Raw genomic sequence first — 16,794 nt, forward strand, 5'->3', positions numbered from 1 at the left:
TTTTAGGTAAAAACAAATTTCTTGTTTCAAAGAAAAGGCAAGTACACAAAATCATGTTGGAAATAGCTATTATTCGAAAATAATCATTAATCCGAGCAATAATGGAGAAAGCAGAGGTAAGGGACGTGGAAAAGATGCAATAGGAAATTAAGAAAGAAACTCCAGTTTCTCCAAAAGAAAAAAAACTATATAAATGTCTATATTTCAAATGTAAATCATTATATTAGAGATAACAGCTCAAATGCTATATATTGAATATGATTGTTAAATTTAGAACAGTAAATAAAAGGTCACATAGTTCAGAAATTGAAAGAATGTTGTACGAAAAAGCAGAGGAAGAGATTAAGAACCAAATTAGAGAAAGACTGCGAAGAGCTAAGGATGATCTTGACGGGTTAGATCTATTAGTGGAGATTGACATGCAAAGAGGTAAAGCTAATCTTATAGGTGAAGGAATACCCGAGGATAAAGTTGAAATAGCAAAAAATGCAATGCAAAAAATGAAATAAGTTACAGCCTTCTCTTTGAGAGGGCTTTTTGTTATATTTGTGGAAACTCAAATTAAATGAAACCAAGAATATTCATTGGATCGTCTGTAGAATCTTTGGAAATAGCTCATAATATACAAGAGCTATTAGAACATGAAGCGAATCCAACAGTGTGGACTCAAGGTATTTTCGAACTTTCAAATACAGCTCTCGAGGATCTGATAAAAGCTTTAGATAGTTTTGACTATGCGATATTTATTTTTAAACCAGAAGACATTTCGACTATCAGAGATAAAAACTATAATACAGTTAGAGATAACGTTATTTTTGAACTAGGGCTTTTTATAGGAAAATTAGGAAAAGATAAAGTGTTTTTTGTAGCACCAAAAAAATCTAAAGATTTTCACTTACCTAGTGATTTGGCGGGAATTACGTATGGAACATATAATGCAGAAAGAGATGATGAGAATATGCTAGCTGCATTAGGCCCATTTTGCAATCAAATTAGAAGAAAGATTAAGGATTTTAGCTATTCTAATTTAACAGGTTTTGAAAATGAAGATATTACTATAAAAAACATTCTTATCTCAAATGGGGATTTATGGGAATTTGAGCTAACTGCAGAACTGTTAAAAGATCGATTAAAGGACATAAATAAGGATTATTTAAAGCTTGAAAAAGATCTGTACTTTAAAAGATCTACTAGTTTAGGTTCTCGGCAGTACGCAACATATATGGTTGAAAGATTTGCAGATTATTCAAAACTATTAACAATATTTCTACATACTTTTAACGTTGAATTGAAGGATGCAATGGGAGAGGTGGGAGTGCGAGGAGATGCGCATACAATTAAAGCAAGTATTGATAAAATTAAGGAGGTATGTAGTCACCTTTTTGATTGGGAGGCTGAAGTACAATCGGTATTTCCACCCGAAGGAGAGGGAATGGAAAGTATTCCTCAGTATTTAAAGGGATGGACGAGAATTATTTTTGATAGAATGAATAACTTTCCTGATTTGATATACAGTAAGATTACTCCAGAAGCTTTGGAAAGAAATAATTATGTAGTTGATTTAGCTATGAAACTGGATAATTTACCGAATAGGAAAGAATTGACGGAGCTTATGGAACAATTAACTGAGAAAATAAAGAATGGTCATAATGTCTAAAAAAAACAGCCCTTTAATTGGGGCTTTATCATTTCTTAATTGTTAACTCTTTTCCTTCAACTAGGAAATAGTTTAATATATTTGCCAAAACTAAATAACATGAGAGAGAAATTAGAGCAACTATTGGAGTGGGTTAAAAGAAATATTCTAATTATTTTAGCGTCGTCAATACTGTTCACTTTTATTGCTCCATTAATTTTTACACTTAAGCTTAATTTTATTGATTTCACTGAAACAGGTCAAATTGGAGACACTATAGGCGGTATCACAGCTCCTTTTATTAATATTTTAAATGCTGTCCTTATTTATATAGCGTTCACAGAGCAGCTTAAAGCTAATAATCTTTTAAAAAAACAAATTGATGCTGAAGACCTAAAGGAGGAAACAAGGTTGAAAAATATTGAAGATTTGGTAAAATTTGACATTACTCATAACATAATTCCAAACCTTGAATCTTTAAAAAAAAGAAATTGAAAAATACTTTAAAGGCCGAGAAACACGAAAGTTGTTGACGTATAACACATTTCCAGAACTCAATGATGAAATTTTTATCAATTTAAACCATTCAGATCTACTTATAATTTTTGGTAATAGATTTAAATACGTTACTCAAATTTATCAATATGTGAACTACATGAAGAATCTAACGCCACTGAATATTTCACGTAAATACCCAACTGATAGAAATAGTATTGCGTTAATAAGTTTAAATGATGAGCAATACAATAACTTGAAAGAAAGACATATTGAAAAGATAAATATGGAGCTTAAGCATGTCCGGGATAAAACAATCGTTGCATGCCTAACAAAATGTTATAATGTTCTCAATGCAACCGAAAATAAGTTTACAGAAATGGAGGAGAATTATTATTAATGTAGGTTTATAAAACAATAATAGATCATTGTTTTATAAGTTGTTCAATTCGCATCCCAGATAGTCTCTTTTTGATATCCGTTCTCTGTTATGAAGTTGTAGAAATTAAAGTTGTTCATTTGTTGGCTTTTTAATTATTTTTTCCGATATTAGAGATTAAGCATTGAATAACAAATTAAAAAATGCACAGTATGACAATAGAAATGTTTGAGGATTTAATTTTGTATTTAAAGGGTAGAACAGATTCTGCCGCTGTTGAATGTTTATCAAAAATTTATGCATTAGCTGACAGATGCCAATCGGAGGGTCTAATGGATATTGGTATTCCAGAAGTATTAATTATCGATTATTTGAATTTTAAAGACGGTTTATAGCTGTCTTTTCTTTTTCCATTGAGTTCAACGCTGTATATACAACAAAACAAAACAATTTTGTATAGTGTCATTTAAAAATATCAATGTTTTCACAAAATACAGAATGCAGTCTTACCAAAATATGGAAATAATCATTATTTTTGCAGCACTGAATAGAAAAAAATAGTTTAAAACAGTGAAAGAACACTGATGTTTACAGGATTTGTGAACTTTAACTCATTGATATTCAGTTCAATTAATAGATGTGTAATTTATCAAACTTTAATATAATAATGGAAGAATTAGATCTTATATTAGAATCTGTAAAACAAGACATGGATGCAGCTGTAAAGCACCTGGATCACGCATTTCAAAGAATTAGAGCAGGACGTGCTTCTACATCAATGGTTCAGGATGTAATGGTAGAATACTATGGAGCAATGACTCCTATCAACCAGGTTGCGAATGTTTCTGTTCCGGATGCAATGACAATCTCTATTCAACCTTGGGACAGAACTGCAATTAATGCGATTGAAAAAGCGATCATCAATTCAAACTTAGGTTTTGCACCTTCTAATAACGGAGAAAACATTATTCTGAATGTTCCGCCTTTAACAGAGGAAAGAAGAAAAGAACTTGCAAAACAGGCTAAAGTAGAAACTGAGAACACTAAAGTAACGGTAAGAAATGCCAGACAGGACGGTTTGAAAGAGCTTAAAAAGTTAGATGGTGTTTCCGAAGATGTTGTAAAAGGAGTGGAAGAAGAAATTCAGACTTATACAGACAAATATGTAAAGCTTTGTGATGAGCATCTTAAGACAAAAGAAGCTGAAATTATGAAAGTATAATTTTCAGTTGTTGAAAATAAAAAAGAGGTTTCCGGTGGGAAGCCTCTTTTTTTTATTCGATAAGCTTATTCTATTGCTTTTGAACTATATATGGTGTTTTTGTTTAGAACTTTATCATAAAGAGGTCTCATTCCATAATATATTGATGAGTATTTGCGTTAATTCATTATATTTATAGAATTATTCCTGCAGACTTAACTTAAAACAGGAAATTAAACATTTTAAAAGTGATGACGAAGATTATTGGTGTAGGCAACTACATACCATCTGAAATGATAACCAACCTATTTTTTGATAAGCATATTTTTCTTAATGAAAAGGGTATATTATTAAAAGAAAATAATACATCTATTACAGATAAGTTAAAAAAAATTACGGGTATTGAAGAAAGAAGATATGCTCATAGTACAGAGGTTACTTCAGATCTTGGATTTATTGCAGCTAAGGCTGCCATTGAAAATGCAGGAATAGATCCTGAAACATTAGACTATATTATTTTTGCCCATAATTTTGGAGATGTTCGTTTCGGAACAATTCAATCCGATGCGGTACCAAGTCTTGCGGCAAGGGTAAAGCATTTATTAGGAATCAGAAATAATTTCTGTGTGGCGTACGATGTTCTTTTTGGATGTCCCGGCTGGATTGAAGGGGTGATACAGGCAAATGCATTTATTAAAGCCGGTATTGCAAAACGATGTTTGGTGATTGGTGGAGAGACTCTTTCCCGTGTAGTGGATATTCATGACAGGGACAGTATGATCTATGCTGATGGAGCAGGAGCGGCTGTGCTGGAAGTTAACAACGATGATGATTCCGGTATAAAGGCCCATTTGTCAGCTTCTTATACTTTTGAGGAGAAAGATTATCTGTATTTTGGGAAATCTTACAACAATGAAAAATGCCCTGATACAAAATACATCAAAATGGATGGGCGAAAAATCTATGAATTTGCCTTAGTGAATGTTCCTGATGCCATGAAAAAATGTCTGGACAGCAGTGGATATTCCATCAGTCAGTTAAATAAAATTATCATTCATCAGGCTAATGAAAAAATGGATGAGGCTATTGTTAGCAGGTTTTACCAATTGTATAATACACCGGTTCCTGAAAATATAATGCCAATGGTCATTCATAAACTGGGAAACAGCAGTGTGGCTACCATTCCGTCTTTGCTGACGATGATTTTAAAGGATGAGCTGGAACATCATAAAATACAGAAAGATGATGTGGTATTATTTGCTTCTGTAGGGGCAGGAATGAATATTAATGCCTTTGTTTATAAGTTTTAAACTGAGCATGAAAAAACTGAAATCATGAAGCGTATTCTTCAGTTTTAAAAATATAAAAAGAGGTTTCCAATGGAGACCTCTTTTATTTTTACAGACATTTTATTTGTCCTTTCTGATCTTTATGCTGTAACAGAGATTGATACGTTGTAAGCAATTTATCAATATTGCACTGTACTTCTTTACTTGGAATATTATCCGCTGTTTTTTCTTTTTGATCAGATTTTATGCTGTATTTCTTTTCAAGGCACTTCAGGGGTTTGCCATTCTGAAGATAAATACGGGTTTCTGTAATATCATCTTTAGTAACAGGTTTTTCCGGAGTACCGCCGTCAAAATTCCATACAGTTTCCTGTCTGAATATAAAGAAAGGCTTTCCATCTTTTATAAAATATTTTTCAGATCCGGAGAAATGGCTGTGCTCTGCGTAAAAATGCTCTATCACTTTGATCTCATTTTTATCTGAATGAAAAGTAACTTCACCTGAAGGTTCATCATTACAATCATAAATAAATTTTGATTGACCTAGCTTTTTAGCCTCCAGTTGGGTCTGAAGAGCAGCATATTCTTTTTTAATCTGATCAATGGGATCTTCTGAAGTACTGGTCTTCACTGAATCCTTTTTCATAACTAAACTATCTTTTGAAATAGATTCTTTATGGGGAGTTTGGTCTTTTTCATTTTTACAGGAAAAAATAAGAAGCAGACTCGCTGTCAGAAGTAAGGCTCTCATAATAATGATTTGGTATTTGATAAAAATACAAAAATTTTAAGGTAAGATTTCTTTTATATTATCATGTAATAAAAAAGCTCCGGAATTCCTCCGAAGCTTTCATTTTATTTCTGTATCAGAATTATTGGTATCTCTGATGTTCTTTGCTTTTGGTAAACCTTTTGGTAATAGGTTTGAATAATGCTTTATATTTTTCCGCATCAAATAATTGTGAATCTGTAAGGGCTTTATATGTCATCCATACTCCAAAAGGAAGGAGGATCAGGTTTGGAAGCCAGGCCGCAAGATAAGGATTCATTTTTCCGCTCCAGGACATGTTTTCTACCCCTACATTCATTACATAAAAGATAATGAAAATTACAATGGCGATGATTACAGGAAGTCCCATTCCTCCCTTTCTGATAATAGATCCTAAACTGGAACCAATCAGGAAAAAGATGATACAGGTCACCGAATAAGCTACCATTCTCTGCTGATAAATAACAACCTTGCTGAAATATTTTACATTAGAGCTGTATTCATTCTTTTTAGACTCCAATGTAGATTTCAGGTTGTCTAATCTGTTGTATGAGTTGTAAATGATTTCCAGTTTTTTATCCCCTTTTACGGTATCCAGTTTTATCTGGGTTTTGGGGGCTACCTTATGCTTATTACCCTTGTCCATGTACGTAACAACAGAATTGGTCTGATTAAGAACTTCTGATCCGATATTATCAAAGAACTGTTTGTTGTCTTTCTTGGTTTTGGCAATGGTTTTATTCAATTGAGGATAATTTTCAAAACGGTAATCATCCGTGATCTGCTCTTTTTCGATTGCTTTATTGATGATCTCACTTATATCGAAGTGGGAGACCAGAGTATCAAATTTAATAGCCTGATCAGGTTGTTTCAATCTTACATTATCTCCTTTTCCGGCGAAAGCATCCTCAAATACATATCCGTTATATAACACAAGCTTTAGGAAATTTTTATTGGCAGCAGGAACAAACTTTCCTTTTTCAGCTACAATAGATTGTTGATTTTCATAAGCATTTGCCTTTTTATGTACAAAAACACCATCAATATTTTCTCCGCTTTCACCATGTATCTTATCAAATTTCACCATATAGCCGGGAATCTGATCTATAAACTGGCCCGGTGTAAAGTTAAGGGCAGGCTTAGTTTGTGCTATGTTGAAAAGCATATTCTTTGCCTTTTTCTGGAAGTCGGGAATGATATTGCTTGAGAAAAAATACAGCATAATTGCAAGTATTGTTGAAATTCCAAGCAGGGGAGTCATTACTCTGGTCAAAGGAATACCTGCCGCTTTCATGGCTGCAAGCTCATACCGTTCCCCAAATTCCCCGAACGACATAATGCTCGCAAGGAGAATAGTAAGCGGTAGCACCATACTGATGACGTTTACCCCCAGATAAAAAAGAAGTTTGAGGATTTGCCAGTAGCTTAATCCTTTTCCCATAAACTGTCCTAACTGAACCCAGATAATGTTTACAATAAAAATAAAAAACAATACGCTGAATATAAAGAAAAACGGTCCAAAGAAGGTTTTTATGATATATCGGTCTAGTATTTTTAACATGCGCCAAAATTAATCAAAAAGCCACAAAGTTTACTTGTGGCTTTTTATATTTTGTTATTTTTTTAACTTAAAATGTAAATTTGCTTATTTGCCAATTCACTTTCAGCTTTTTAAAGTTCTGTAATTACGTAATTTTTAAACTTATTCTTGTCAAAAACAAACATATTAGGGTCCAGTTGCTGATTCTCTTTGTATTCTTTTATCGCAATTACGGCCACATCTTTGTTGTTTCCGTGTTGTTCTAGCTTTACCATTTGCTTTTTCGCAGAATCTACAAAAAGATATACGAACTGTATTCCATTTGCTTTTACCGGTGTCAGTTTAATAAAATCAGCATTTACGCCATTGATCATCTTCTTACCATTATAAGTTACATTATAATCGTTTCTGTAAGTCGTAAGATAGTTGATAGGGGAGAACATGGTGCCGCTTCCGTTGGGCTTAGCAACGGTTACTTCCATATCATCTGCATTGATATTGTAAATTTTGCTTCCATCGAAGATCTGTTCTGTGTCCATGATCTTCAGTTTGTATTTTTCTCCCGCAACGTAATAAATACCCGGTTCGGTTTTCGTCACCTGCCCGTTAAGGCCGCTTCCAAAAGAAAATTTGAAGTAAGAATTCTTTTTAGAATTGTAGTTGGCTGTAATATCATCCAATATCTTTTTAGCCTTAGCATCAATCTTCTGAGCCTTAGCATCAATCTTCTGAGCATTGGCCATACCTACTGCACTTACAACAAAACTTCCTAATATAACTTTTGAAATAATATTTTTCATTTTTTTATTTAATAATCTTTAGACATTTTAATTTTTGAAAGGTTAAATCATTCAATTTTTCCCTTAACTACGCAGATCTTCCAAAAACTGTTCCAAAAATTCACCTTTTAATGCTGGATATATAAGATCATGTTTCACAAATTATCTTGTTTCCGGTCTTTCAATATACTGTTCAAATTTTTCTGGAAGAATATTGGTTATAGTTAATTTATTAGATGTGATAGTGGGTTCAATTTTAATCACTTTTGTGTTTTCATTGATGTCAACGGGATGTTTACTTCTCATATTCACCATATCTATATGAAGAGCAGTAAATTCATGTCTTCCTTTTTCTAAATCAACAATAACGTATTCTTTTGGTCTGATTTGTCCTAATGATTTTCCATCAAGTCCAATATTGAGTCTTGCTGTATTATCCATTTTATGGAGAACTCCGGCACCATTATAAATAAGTACTTTGCCATTTCCCAGAGTATTGTTATCAATGACATCTAGTTTTACAGAAGCATAGTCGCTGGGAACAGTTCTTAATGCACATGAAGACAATGTAAGTGTACATGCAAAAAGTCCTAATTTAATAGTTTGTTTTATTGTAATTTTCATGATAATTTTTATAATTGATTAGTTTCTTAAATCTTCAAGGAATTGTTCCAAAGAATGAAGGTCACTGATCAGGACCTCTCTTGCTTTAGCTCCGTTAAAACCTCCTACGATACCGCTGGCTTCAAGCTGATCCATAATTCTTCCGGCTCTGTTGTAACCCAGTTTCAATTGTCTCTGAAGCATTGACGTAGATCCCTGTTGAGTGGAAACAATAATTCTTGCTGCATCTTCAAAAAGAGCATCTTTTTCGTTCGGATCAAAAGCACCTACTGTACTTGTAGAGTCTTCAGAAACATATTCAGGAAGTAAGAATGCAGAAGCATATCCTTTCTGTTCTCCGATGAATTCTGCAAGTCTTTCCACCTCTGGTGTATCTACGAAAGCACACTGAAGTCTCAGGATTTCGTTTCCGTTGAAATAAAGCATATCTCCTTTACCAATCAGCTGATCTGCTCCCGGAGAATCAAGAATGGTTCTGGAGTCTACACTGGAGATTACTCTGAAGGCTGCTCTCGCAGGGAAGTTAGCCTTAATCATACCTGTAATTACATTTACAGACGGTCTCTGTGTGGCTACAATAAGGTGGATTCCTACGGCTCTTGCAAGCTGTGCCAGTCTGGCAATCGGTAATTCAACCTCTTTTCCTGCGGTCATGATCAAATCTGCAAACTCGTCTACTACCAATACGATGTAAGGTAAGAAACGGTGTCCGTTTTCGGGGTTTAATTTTCTTTCTGCAAATTTCTTATTATATTCTTTTAAGTTTTTACAGAAAGCATTTTTAAGAAGATCATATCGGGTGTCCATCTCAATACAAAGAGAGTTCAGGGTATTGATTACTTTATTGGTGTCGGTAATGATTGCTTCTTCTGCATCCGGAAGTTTAGCCAAATAATGTCTTTCGATTTTTGAGTATAATGAAAGCTCCACTTTTTTAGGATCCACCATGACGAACTTCAGTTCACTTGGGTGTTTTTTGTAAAGAAGTGAGGTAAGGATTGCATTAATCCCTACAGATTTACCCTGACCTGTTGCTCCGGCCATCAGTAAGTGAGGCATCTTTGAAAGGTCGGCCATGAAAATTTCATTAGAGATCGTCTTTCCGAAAACCACGGGAAGATCCATATCTGTATTCTGGAATTTCTGAGACGCAATTACAGAGCGCATAGAAACCATGGTAGGGTTTTTTCTTGGTACCTCAATACCGATGGTTCCTTTTCCGGGCATCGGAGCAATAATCCTGATTCCTAATGCAGAAAGATTCAATGCAATATCATCCTGCAGTTTTTTAATCGCGGCTACTCTGATTCCTGCTTCCGGTACAATTTCATACAATGTAACCGTAGGACCAATGGTTGCCTTAATCTCTGCGATTCCTACGTTGAAGTTTTTCAGAAGTCCAACGATCTTATTTTTATTTTCTTCTAATTCTTCTTTGTTGATGGAAATTTCTTCACTGCCATAATCTTTCAATAACTCTACAGGCGGCATCTGGAATTTAGCCAGATCAAGCTTGTGATCATATAAACCGTGTTTTTCTACAAGTTCCTGTGATTGCTTCTCAGAATCGTCAAGAATGTCAATTACAGGAGCTACTTCTACATTGAATTTAATATTTTCCTGTGCGGGTGCAGTATTTACAGCGGAAGATGGAGCAGATGGTCTGATATCAAATGCTTCTTCAGGAGTAGAAACCGGAACAATGGGTTTTGTAGAAAGATTTAAACTTACCGGCTCCGCTTCAAAAGAAGTATGATTAGGAGTGGTGATGGTTTCTATACCGGTTGAAACCGGAACTTCCGGAAATCCTTTTGGAACACTTACAGGTTCTGGTTCTTTTACTGTATTGATTGAATTATTGGAAGTGCTGTTGTTAACATCACTTACCGTAACGCGGGATGCAGTGGTCTCTTCAATTTCTTCAGCCTCTTCCTTCAATTCCTCATCTGCTTCAAAATCATCGCTGGAGTCCGGCATCATAGATTTTACTTTTCCAATGGTATTTTCATTGATCTTATCCAGTTTTGCTTTGATAGAGCTTGGACGAAGATTAAATTCAAGAATAAAATATAAAAGGATACTTGCCACTAAAACAGTCCATAGGCCTACCGTTCCAATAATAGAATTAAGGTAATCCATGATCTGGTATCCATAGACTCCTCCTAAAACACCTTGTCCTTTAGTAAGGGCTCCCATAAAAATGGGAAGCCAGCAGATAAAAAATAAAGAGTGGCCGAAGGTTTTCCATGGTTTGAAGGTTTTCTTCTTAAGAATCAGTGTGCCGACTACAAGAAATAAAAATGCAATGATGAATGAAGCAATACCAATACTTTCGAAAATGAAAATATTCCCCAGCCAATCACCTGCCTTGCCAAAGATATTGGAAGATTTTATACTCTTGTCCAACATTGTTCCTGCCTGGCTCTGATCTGCTTTCCAGTTCATTAAATAAGAAATGAATGAGAATGCAAGAACAGCCGATAAAAGTATAAATGTAAGCCCGGAAAAAATACGTGGCTTAGATAAAATTTTGCCTGTTTCAGGCGATTCAGTCTGTTTTTTTTGTGTCTTTTTATCCATAATATCAATGTCGCAAATTTAATGTTTTTTCAACACTAAAAAGAATCTTTTTTCTCCAAAAAATATTTTGGAAATCCCGCTTTTTACAACGATTATTTAAAAATTTGATTAAAAAATATTGTTTGCAATTATAAAATAAAAATAGGGCTATTTTTTTTGTTTATGCAAATCTGATGCTGTTAAATTATATTAACTAATCATATTTGTTTTTCTTTAAAAAAGATAATGAAATTTCTGATTTAAATTTAGAGGAATGAAAAAAATAATAATATTAATAATTATGATTGATATTATTTAAGATCAGAAGTGTTTTTTGAACTAGTTCAAAGGTCAGGATTTAAAACCGTTATAATTTTGTCTCAGAAAATTTCACACATGGAAAACAGATTCAAAACTATTCTGACTTTAGGTCTGATATTTATTTCACTGATTACAATGAACGCACAAAAACAAAAAATGGAAAACACGGCACTATTAATTATCGACGTACAAAATGATTATTTCCCGGGAGGAAAAATGACATTGGAAAATGCTGAGCAGGCTGGAAAAAATACCAAGAAAATTTTAGAATATTTCAGGAGCAGCAATCTTCCTGTTATTCATATCAAACATATCTCAACGAATGAAGGAGCCACTTTTTTTCTGCCGGATACAGAAGGAGCAAAGATCAATCAGTTGGTTTTATCTGAAAAAGATGAAAAAATAATTACCAAACATTTTCCCAACAGCTTTAGGGAAACGGATCTTATAAACTATCTTCAGTCAAATAAAATCAAAAATCTGGTCATTACAGGAATGATGACTGATGTTTGTGTAGAGGCAACTACGAGGGCCGCTTTCGATTTTGGGTTTAATAATACAATTATTGGAGATGCTACGGCGACCAGAAACCGTGAGCTGAATGGGGAAGTAGTAAAAGCTGCAGAAGTTCAAAGATCCTTTTTAGCGGGGATTTCCGCTCTTGGAAACCTTTATGCCCGTGTAGTTAATACCAATGAATTTTTAAATAAATAGGCTTAAAAGTGAGTGTGTTTTGGATACGCAAGGGCGCAAAATGATATTAAAAATTGTGCTATAAGGCGCAAGGATTTTATCTCCGATAAAATTTATTAGGTTCACCTTGCTGAAAATCTTCGATTTTCTTGCGCCTTAAAACAGCACGATTATAAAATTCTTTGCGCCTTTGCGTTTACCCAACAAAAAATTGAAGTTCCAATGCTTAGAAACAAAATAACTTAACATAACTTAATTCCATAAAGGTGTCAATAATTTTGATACCTTTATTTTGCTTAAATAGAACAATGTCCGATTTACTTATTAAAAATATCAGTCAATATATAAACCTTTCGCAGGAGGATTTTAAACAGTTTGTAAAGCCATTTGAATACAAAAATTTTAAAAAGAAAGAGATTGTTCTCAAGGAAGGAGAGTACTGCTTATTTGAAGGATTTGTTCTGAATGGATGTTTTAAAATCTATTACCTGAATGAAAACGGGTTTGAACAAACCTTATATTTCGCGGTAGAAGGATGGTGGATTACAGATATTGACAGTTTGATCAATAATGTACCCAGTATTCTGAATATTGAAGCCCTTGAAGACAGCGAAGTATTGATGATTTCCAAAAAAGACAAAGAACATTTGTATGAGACTTTGCCTCAGATAGAAAAGCTTTTCAGGATCATGAACCAGAAGTCTTCAGTAGCATTGCAGAGAAGAATACTTTCATTAACAGGTAAAACGGCAGATAAACGCTATCTTGAATTTCTTGAAAAATACCCTGGATTGGAACAGAGACTTACCCAGCAGCAGGTTGCATCTTATTTAGGAATTACTCATGAATTTTTAAGTAAAATCAGGAAAAAAATATCATTTTAGAAATCATTTTATTATTTCTCCTTTTTCTTAGAAATGTGATTTCACTTTGTTTGTTGAAAATCAGATGATTGATTGCTTTTCTTGTATTTTTAAATAGAAGGATTCAATTGCTGATATAGGTATTATGAATCTGGATTTGGACGATTTTTAAAATTGAATTTTTCCCAATATTTCCGTGCTTATTAAGAATCTTTCAAAATAAGCAAAACGGAGACCAAAGTGACAAAAAACAGCTTTTTTTAAGCTCTTTGTAGTTTATCATGCTTATTTTTGCATGTCAAGTACAATAAATCATGAAGAAGCTCCAAGATATTCTTATCTCAACCAGGACAATGGCTGTATTGTTGCTGGTGTACGCATTTGCGATGGCTTATGCAACGTTCTTAGAAAACGACTACGGAACTCCTACAGCAAAAGCACTAATTTATGAGGCCAAGTGGTTCGAACTGATCATGGTCCTGCTCATTCTTAATTTCATAGGAAATATCGGAAGATACAGACTATGGAAAAGAGAGAAATGGCCGGTTCTTGTTTTTCACCTTGCCTTTATCTTTATTTTTATTGGTGGTGCCATCACAAGATACATCAGTTTTGAAGGAACGATGCACATCAGAGAAGGTGAAACTTCCAACGAAATCGTAACGGATAAAAATTTCTTTAAAATCCAGATCGAAGAAAAAGGGGATGTTCTTAATTATCAGGATGTTCCTTATATGATGTCTCCACTGCACAAAGATTTCAATGCAACTTATGACTTCCACGGAAAAGAAGTGAAAGTGTTTGCTAAGGAATACATTCAAAGAAAAAAAGACAGCCTTGTAGCTGAGCCCAACGGTGCAGAATATCTTCATTTGGTATCTACCGGAAACACAGGAAGACAGAATATTTACATCAAACCGGGAGAGACAAAATCGATCAACGGGACTTTGGTGACATTCAACAGAGCGATTGAAGGAGCGGTTGAATTCAAAAATGAAGGAGGAAAATTATTCATCAAAACACCTGTAGATGCAAGCTATATGACCATGGCTACCCAGGCAACGGGAAGCACAGTGAAAGATGAATTCCAACCTTTGGCATTAAGAAGTTTATACACCATCAATGAACTGAAGCTTGTAGTTCCTGAAGGTCTTAAAAAAGGAAGACTGTTGGCTATTGAAGGCGACAGAAAGAAAGATGCTAATGTTCCGGATATGCTTCAGATTGAGCTTCAGGGACCCAAAACTAAACAAATTGTAGATCTTTCTGTGGAAAAGGGGAATCCTAACGCTTACAAGCAGGTTACTATGGATGGCTTAAATATCATGGTAGGTTTCGGACCTAAAGTTTACAATACTCCTTTCGCTTTGAAACTGGATGACTTCGTGATGGAAACTTATCCTGGAAGTTCATCTCCAAGTGCTTACGAAAGTCATGTGAAAATCATTGATGAAGGTAAAGAAACTCCTTATAAAATCTATATGAACCACGTTCTTAACCATAAAGGATACCGTTTCTTCCAGTCAAGTTTTGATCCGGACAGAATGGGAACTGTTCTTTCTGTAAACCACGATTACTGGGGAACTTTGATTTCTTATATCGGATATGGACTTTTATTCTTTGGAATGTTTGTGATCTTCTTCTGGAAAGGAACTCACTTCTGGAAATTAAATAAAATGCTGATTGATGCAAACAAAAAGAAGACAAAAGCAGCAGCAATACTTTTAGTGTTTTTAAGCTTAGGTTTAAATGCACAAAAAATCGAAACTCACGGAACTACGGACGGAAGCAGAGAACACATTCATGTAGAAGGTGATAATCATACTCACGCTCCGGCTCCGGCTGTTCAGCCTCTTGATGGTGCTGCTCCAAAGCAGAACTCTGTGGCTACCCCGATGGGGAAAATGAGATCGATCTCTCCGGATGAAATCATTGCCAGAAACAAGATCAGTGAAGAACATGCAGATAAATTCGGATATCTTTTGGTTCAAAGTTTTGAAGGAAGAATTGTTCCTATCAATACAGAAGCGTTGGATGTTCTGAGAAAATTATACAAGAAAGATAAATTCAAAGGTACAGACGGAAAGTATCTGACTGCCAACCAATGGTTTCTTTCAATCAATACAGATACACCAAGCTGGACTATGGTTCCGATGATCAAAGTAGGAACAAAAGGAGGTGATGAACTGAAAAATAAAACAAAGGCAGATGAAGAAGGGTATACTTCATTGATGAACCTTTTCCCGGCAGATGCCAATGGAAATCTAGCCTATATCTTAGAGCATGATTACAATACGGCATTCCGTAAAAAACCGGCTGAACAAACGAACTACGATAAAGAAGTAATTGCTGTAAACGAAAGGGTACAGATCTTCAATGAATTTTTCAGCGGTCAGTTTATGAGAATTGTTCCTGTGAAAAATGATGCCAACCACACATGGCATTCATGGTTAGATCAGAAATTTGAACCGGACATGGAATCTCAGCAGGTGATGGGACCTTATTTTGCTGAAGCGCTTAATGCACAGAAAACAGGAGACTGGAGCAAAGCAGATACAGAATTGGCGAAGCTTTCAGAATACCAGCAGAAATGGGGTAAAGCAGTAGTTCCTGCAAAATCTAAAGTTGATCTTGAGGTTTTCATGAATAAAGCAGATATTAACTTTAAGCTATTAATTTTCTATACTCTTATTGGAGGGCTTCTTTTAATCTTAGGATTTGTTGAGCTGTTTAAATCCAGCAAAGTTTTAAATAAAATCATTAAAGTAATTATAGCGCTTGGTTTAGTAGGATACCTTTGTCATTTCTTAGGCCTTGTTGCAAGATGGTATATCTCAGGACACGCACCATGGAGTAACGGATATGAAGCCATTATCTTCATCTCTTGGGTAGGTATTACAGCAGGTTTATTATTATATAGAAATTCCAATGCATTAATTCCTGCAGCCGGATTTATGGTGGCAGTTATTATGATGGGATTTGCTCACGGTGGTTCAGCTCTTGATCCGCAGATTACTCCGCTTGTACCTGTACTGAAATCTTATTGGTTAATTGTTCACGTAGCGATTATTACATCAAGTTATGGATTCTTCGCACTGTCGATGATCATTGCTGTAATCTCATTGGTATTCTATATTATATCCAATAAAGAAACTTATAAAATTCACCACGATACGACATTGAAAGAATTGGTAATTGTTTCTGAAATGTCACTAACCATCGGATTGTTTGCATTAACAGTAGGAAACTTCTTAGGAGGAATCTGGGCAAACGAATCATGGGGAAGATACTGGAGCTGGGACCCGAAAGAAACATGGGCCTTCATTTCCATCATGGTATACGCCTTTGTATTACACATGAGATTAGTGCCAGGTTTGAGAAGCAGATGGGCATTCCACGTAGCAACGATGTTTGCATTCTGTTCAATGGTAATGACTTATTTTGGAGTGAATTACTACTTAAGCGGACTTCACTCCTATGCAGCAGGAGATCCGGTACCGGTACCAGCTTGGGTATACATCGGAATCTCTACAATGATCATCTTATCAGCTGTTTCTTTTATGAAATTTAAAGCTTTAACAAAGAAATAAAGATCTGAACATAAAAATTAAAATCCTGGAATTCACTTCCGGGATTTTTTTATTCC

At 34.7% G+C, this 16,794-nt stretch carries 15 protein-coding genes; 10 read left to right on the forward strand and 5 right to left on the reverse strand.

Translation table 11 applies throughout. From position 1 onward, the window contains the following. The first annotated feature begins 257 nt into the window (after positions 1–257). From FW781_RS00395 to FW781_RS00425, 7 genes are all read left to right on the forward strand, one after another. A complete protein-coding gene (locus tag FW781_RS00395; RefSeq protein ID WP_149385608.1) occupies positions 258–509 on the forward strand; it encodes a hypothetical protein in 252 nt (83 codons plus the stop codon). Positions 510–565: 56 nt separating this feature from the next. Continuing rightward, on the forward strand, positions 566–1,657 hold the full coding sequence (locus FW781_RS00400) for a nucleotide-binding protein (RefSeq protein ID WP_149385609.1): 1,092 nt from the start codon (positions 566–568) through the stop codon (positions 1,655–1,657). Between the two features lie 99 nt (positions 1,658–1,756). After that, positions 1,757–2,131, forward strand: coding sequence for a hypothetical protein (locus tag FW781_RS00405; RefSeq protein WP_149385610.1), 375 nt, complete (start codon positions 1,757–1,759; stop codon positions 2,129–2,131). A 160-nt stretch (positions 2,132–2,291) separates the two neighbouring features. Continuing rightward, the gene (locus FW781_RS00410) at positions 2,292–2,531 is read left to right on the forward strand and encodes a hypothetical protein (protein ID WP_149385611.1); all 240 of its coding nucleotides are present in this window, start codon (positions 2,292–2,294) and stop codon (positions 2,529–2,531) included. A gap of 191 nt (positions 2,532–2,722) precedes the next feature. After that, positions 2,723–2,905, forward strand: coding sequence for a hypothetical protein (locus tag FW781_RS00415; protein WP_149385612.1), 183 nt, complete (start codon positions 2,723–2,725; stop codon positions 2,903–2,905). A gap of 272 nt (positions 2,906–3,177) precedes the next feature. After that, a complete protein-coding gene (gene frr / locus FW781_RS00420; RefSeq protein WP_047422796.1) occupies positions 3,178–3,732 on the forward strand; it encodes a ribosome recycling factor in 555 nt (184 codons plus the stop codon). A gap of 227 nt (positions 3,733–3,959) precedes the next feature. Beyond that, on the forward strand, positions 3,960–5,021 hold the full coding sequence (locus tag FW781_RS00425; RefSeq protein ID WP_149385613.1) for a 3-oxoacyl-ACP synthase III family protein: 1,062 nt from the start codon (positions 3,960–3,962) through the stop codon (positions 5,019–5,021). Between the two features lie 88 nt (positions 5,022–5,109). On the opposite strand, the gene FW781_RS00430 is transcribed toward FW781_RS00425, so the two are convergent. The 5 genes from FW781_RS00430 to FW781_RS00450 all read right to left on the reverse strand — a co-directional run bounded on the left by FW781_RS00430 (position 5,110) and on the right by FW781_RS00450 (position 11,292). Beyond that, positions 5,110–5,751 carry a hypothetical protein gene (locus tag FW781_RS00430; RefSeq protein WP_149385614.1) on the reverse strand — a complete coding sequence of 214 codons (642 nt, stop codon included), beginning with the start codon at positions 5,749–5,751 and terminating at the stop codon, positions 5,110–5,112. 121 nt (positions 5,752–5,872) lie between these two features. After that, on the reverse strand, positions 5,873–7,330 hold the full coding sequence (locus FW781_RS00435) for an LptF/LptG family permease (protein ID WP_149385615.1): 1,458 nt from the start codon (positions 7,328–7,330) through the stop codon (positions 5,873–5,875). Positions 7,331–7,440: 110 nt separating this feature from the next. Then, positions 7,441–8,109, reverse strand: a complete 669-nt coding sequence (locus tag FW781_RS00440) for a LolA family protein (protein WP_172625632.1) — start codon at positions 8,107–8,109, stop codon at positions 7,441–7,443. Between the two features lie 141 nt (positions 8,110–8,250). After that, positions 8,251–8,712: a hypothetical protein gene (locus FW781_RS00445; protein ID WP_149385616.1), complete on the reverse strand. Its 462-nt coding sequence runs from the start codon at positions 8,710–8,712 to the stop codon at positions 8,251–8,253. Positions 8,713–8,730: 18 nt separating this feature from the next. Then, complete coding sequence (locus tag FW781_RS00450) at positions 8,731–11,292, reverse strand: FtsK/SpoIIIE family DNA translocase (RefSeq protein WP_149385617.1); 2,562 nt, start codon at positions 11,290–11,292, stop codon at positions 8,731–8,733. 375 nt (positions 11,293–11,667) lie between these two features. Between FW781_RS00450 and FW781_RS00455 the strand changes: the two genes are divergently transcribed. The 3 genes from FW781_RS00455 to ccsA all read left to right on the forward strand — a co-directional run bounded on the left by FW781_RS00455 (position 11,668) and on the right by ccsA (position 16,738). After that, complete coding sequence (locus tag FW781_RS00455) at positions 11,668–12,306, forward strand: cysteine hydrolase family protein (RefSeq protein ID WP_149385618.1); 639 nt, start codon at positions 11,668–11,670, stop codon at positions 12,304–12,306. A gap of 287 nt (positions 12,307–12,593) precedes the next feature. Further along, entirely contained in the window at positions 12,594–13,169 is a 576-nt protein-coding gene (locus FW781_RS00460) for a Crp/Fnr family transcriptional regulator (protein ID WP_149385619.1), read from the forward strand. A gap of 293 nt (positions 13,170–13,462) precedes the next feature. Further along, positions 13,463–16,738, forward strand: a complete 3,276-nt coding sequence (gene ccsA / locus FW781_RS00465) for a cytochrome c biogenesis protein CcsA (RefSeq protein WP_149385620.1) — start codon at positions 13,463–13,465, stop codon at positions 16,736–16,738. The last annotated feature ends 56 nt before the right edge of the window (positions 16,739–16,794 follow it).

Origin of the sequence: Chryseobacterium panacisoli, from assembly GCF_008274625.1 — a bacterium.
Classification (GTDB): Bacteria; Bacteroidota; Bacteroidia; order Flavobacteriales; family Weeksellaceae; genus Chryseobacterium; species Chryseobacterium panacisoli.

What these genes read in the sequence shown, in the direction of transcription:
- FW781_RS00435 (WP_149385615.1), bottom strand. Translation starts at nt 7,330, where the DNA reads ATGTTAAAAATACTAGACCGATATATCATAAAAACCTTCTTTGGACCG.
- FW781_RS00455 (WP_149385618.1), top strand. Translation starts at nt 11,668, where the DNA reads ATGGAAAACAGATTCAAAACTATTCTGACTTTAGGTCTGATATTTATT.
- FW781_RS00445 (WP_149385616.1), bottom strand. Translation starts at nt 8,712, where the DNA reads ATGAAAATTACAATAAAACAAACTATTAAATTAGGACTTTTTGCATGT.
- FW781_RS00450 (WP_149385617.1), bottom strand. Translation starts at nt 11,292, where the DNA reads ATGGATAAAAAGACACAAAAAAAACAGACTGAATCGCCTGAAACAGGC.
- FW781_RS00395 (WP_149385608.1), top strand. Translation starts at nt 258, where the DNA reads ATGATTGTTAAATTTAGAACAGTAAATAAAAGGTCACATAGTTCAGAA.
- FW781_RS00430 (WP_149385614.1), bottom strand. Translation starts at nt 5,751, where the DNA reads ATGAGAGCCTTACTTCTGACAGCGAGTCTGCTTCTTATTTTTTCCTGT.
- frr (WP_047422796.1), top strand. Translation starts at nt 3,178, where the DNA reads ATGGAAGAATTAGATCTTATATTAGAATCTGTAAAACAAGACATGGAT.
- FW781_RS00405 (WP_149385610.1), top strand. Translation starts at nt 1,757, where the DNA reads ATGAGAGAGAAATTAGAGCAACTATTGGAGTGGGTTAAAAGAAATATT.
- FW781_RS00410 (WP_149385611.1), top strand. Translation starts at nt 2,292, where the DNA reads ATGAAGAATCTAACGCCACTGAATATTTCACGTAAATACCCAACTGAT.
- FW781_RS00460 (WP_149385619.1), top strand. Translation starts at nt 12,594, where the DNA reads ATGTCCGATTTACTTATTAAAAATATCAGTCAATATATAAACCTTTCG.
- FW781_RS00415 (WP_149385612.1), top strand. Translation starts at nt 2,723, where the DNA reads ATGACAATAGAAATGTTTGAGGATTTAATTTTGTATTTAAAGGGTAGA.
- ccsA (WP_149385620.1), top strand. Translation starts at nt 13,463, where the DNA reads ATGAAGAAGCTCCAAGATATTCTTATCTCAACCAGGACAATGGCTGTA.
- FW781_RS00440 (WP_172625632.1), bottom strand. Translation starts at nt 8,109, where the DNA reads ATGAAAAATATTATTTCAAAAGTTATATTAGGAAGTTTTGTTGTAAGT.
- FW781_RS00400 (WP_149385609.1), top strand. Translation starts at nt 566, where the DNA reads ATGAAACCAAGAATATTCATTGGATCGTCTGTAGAATCTTTGGAAATA.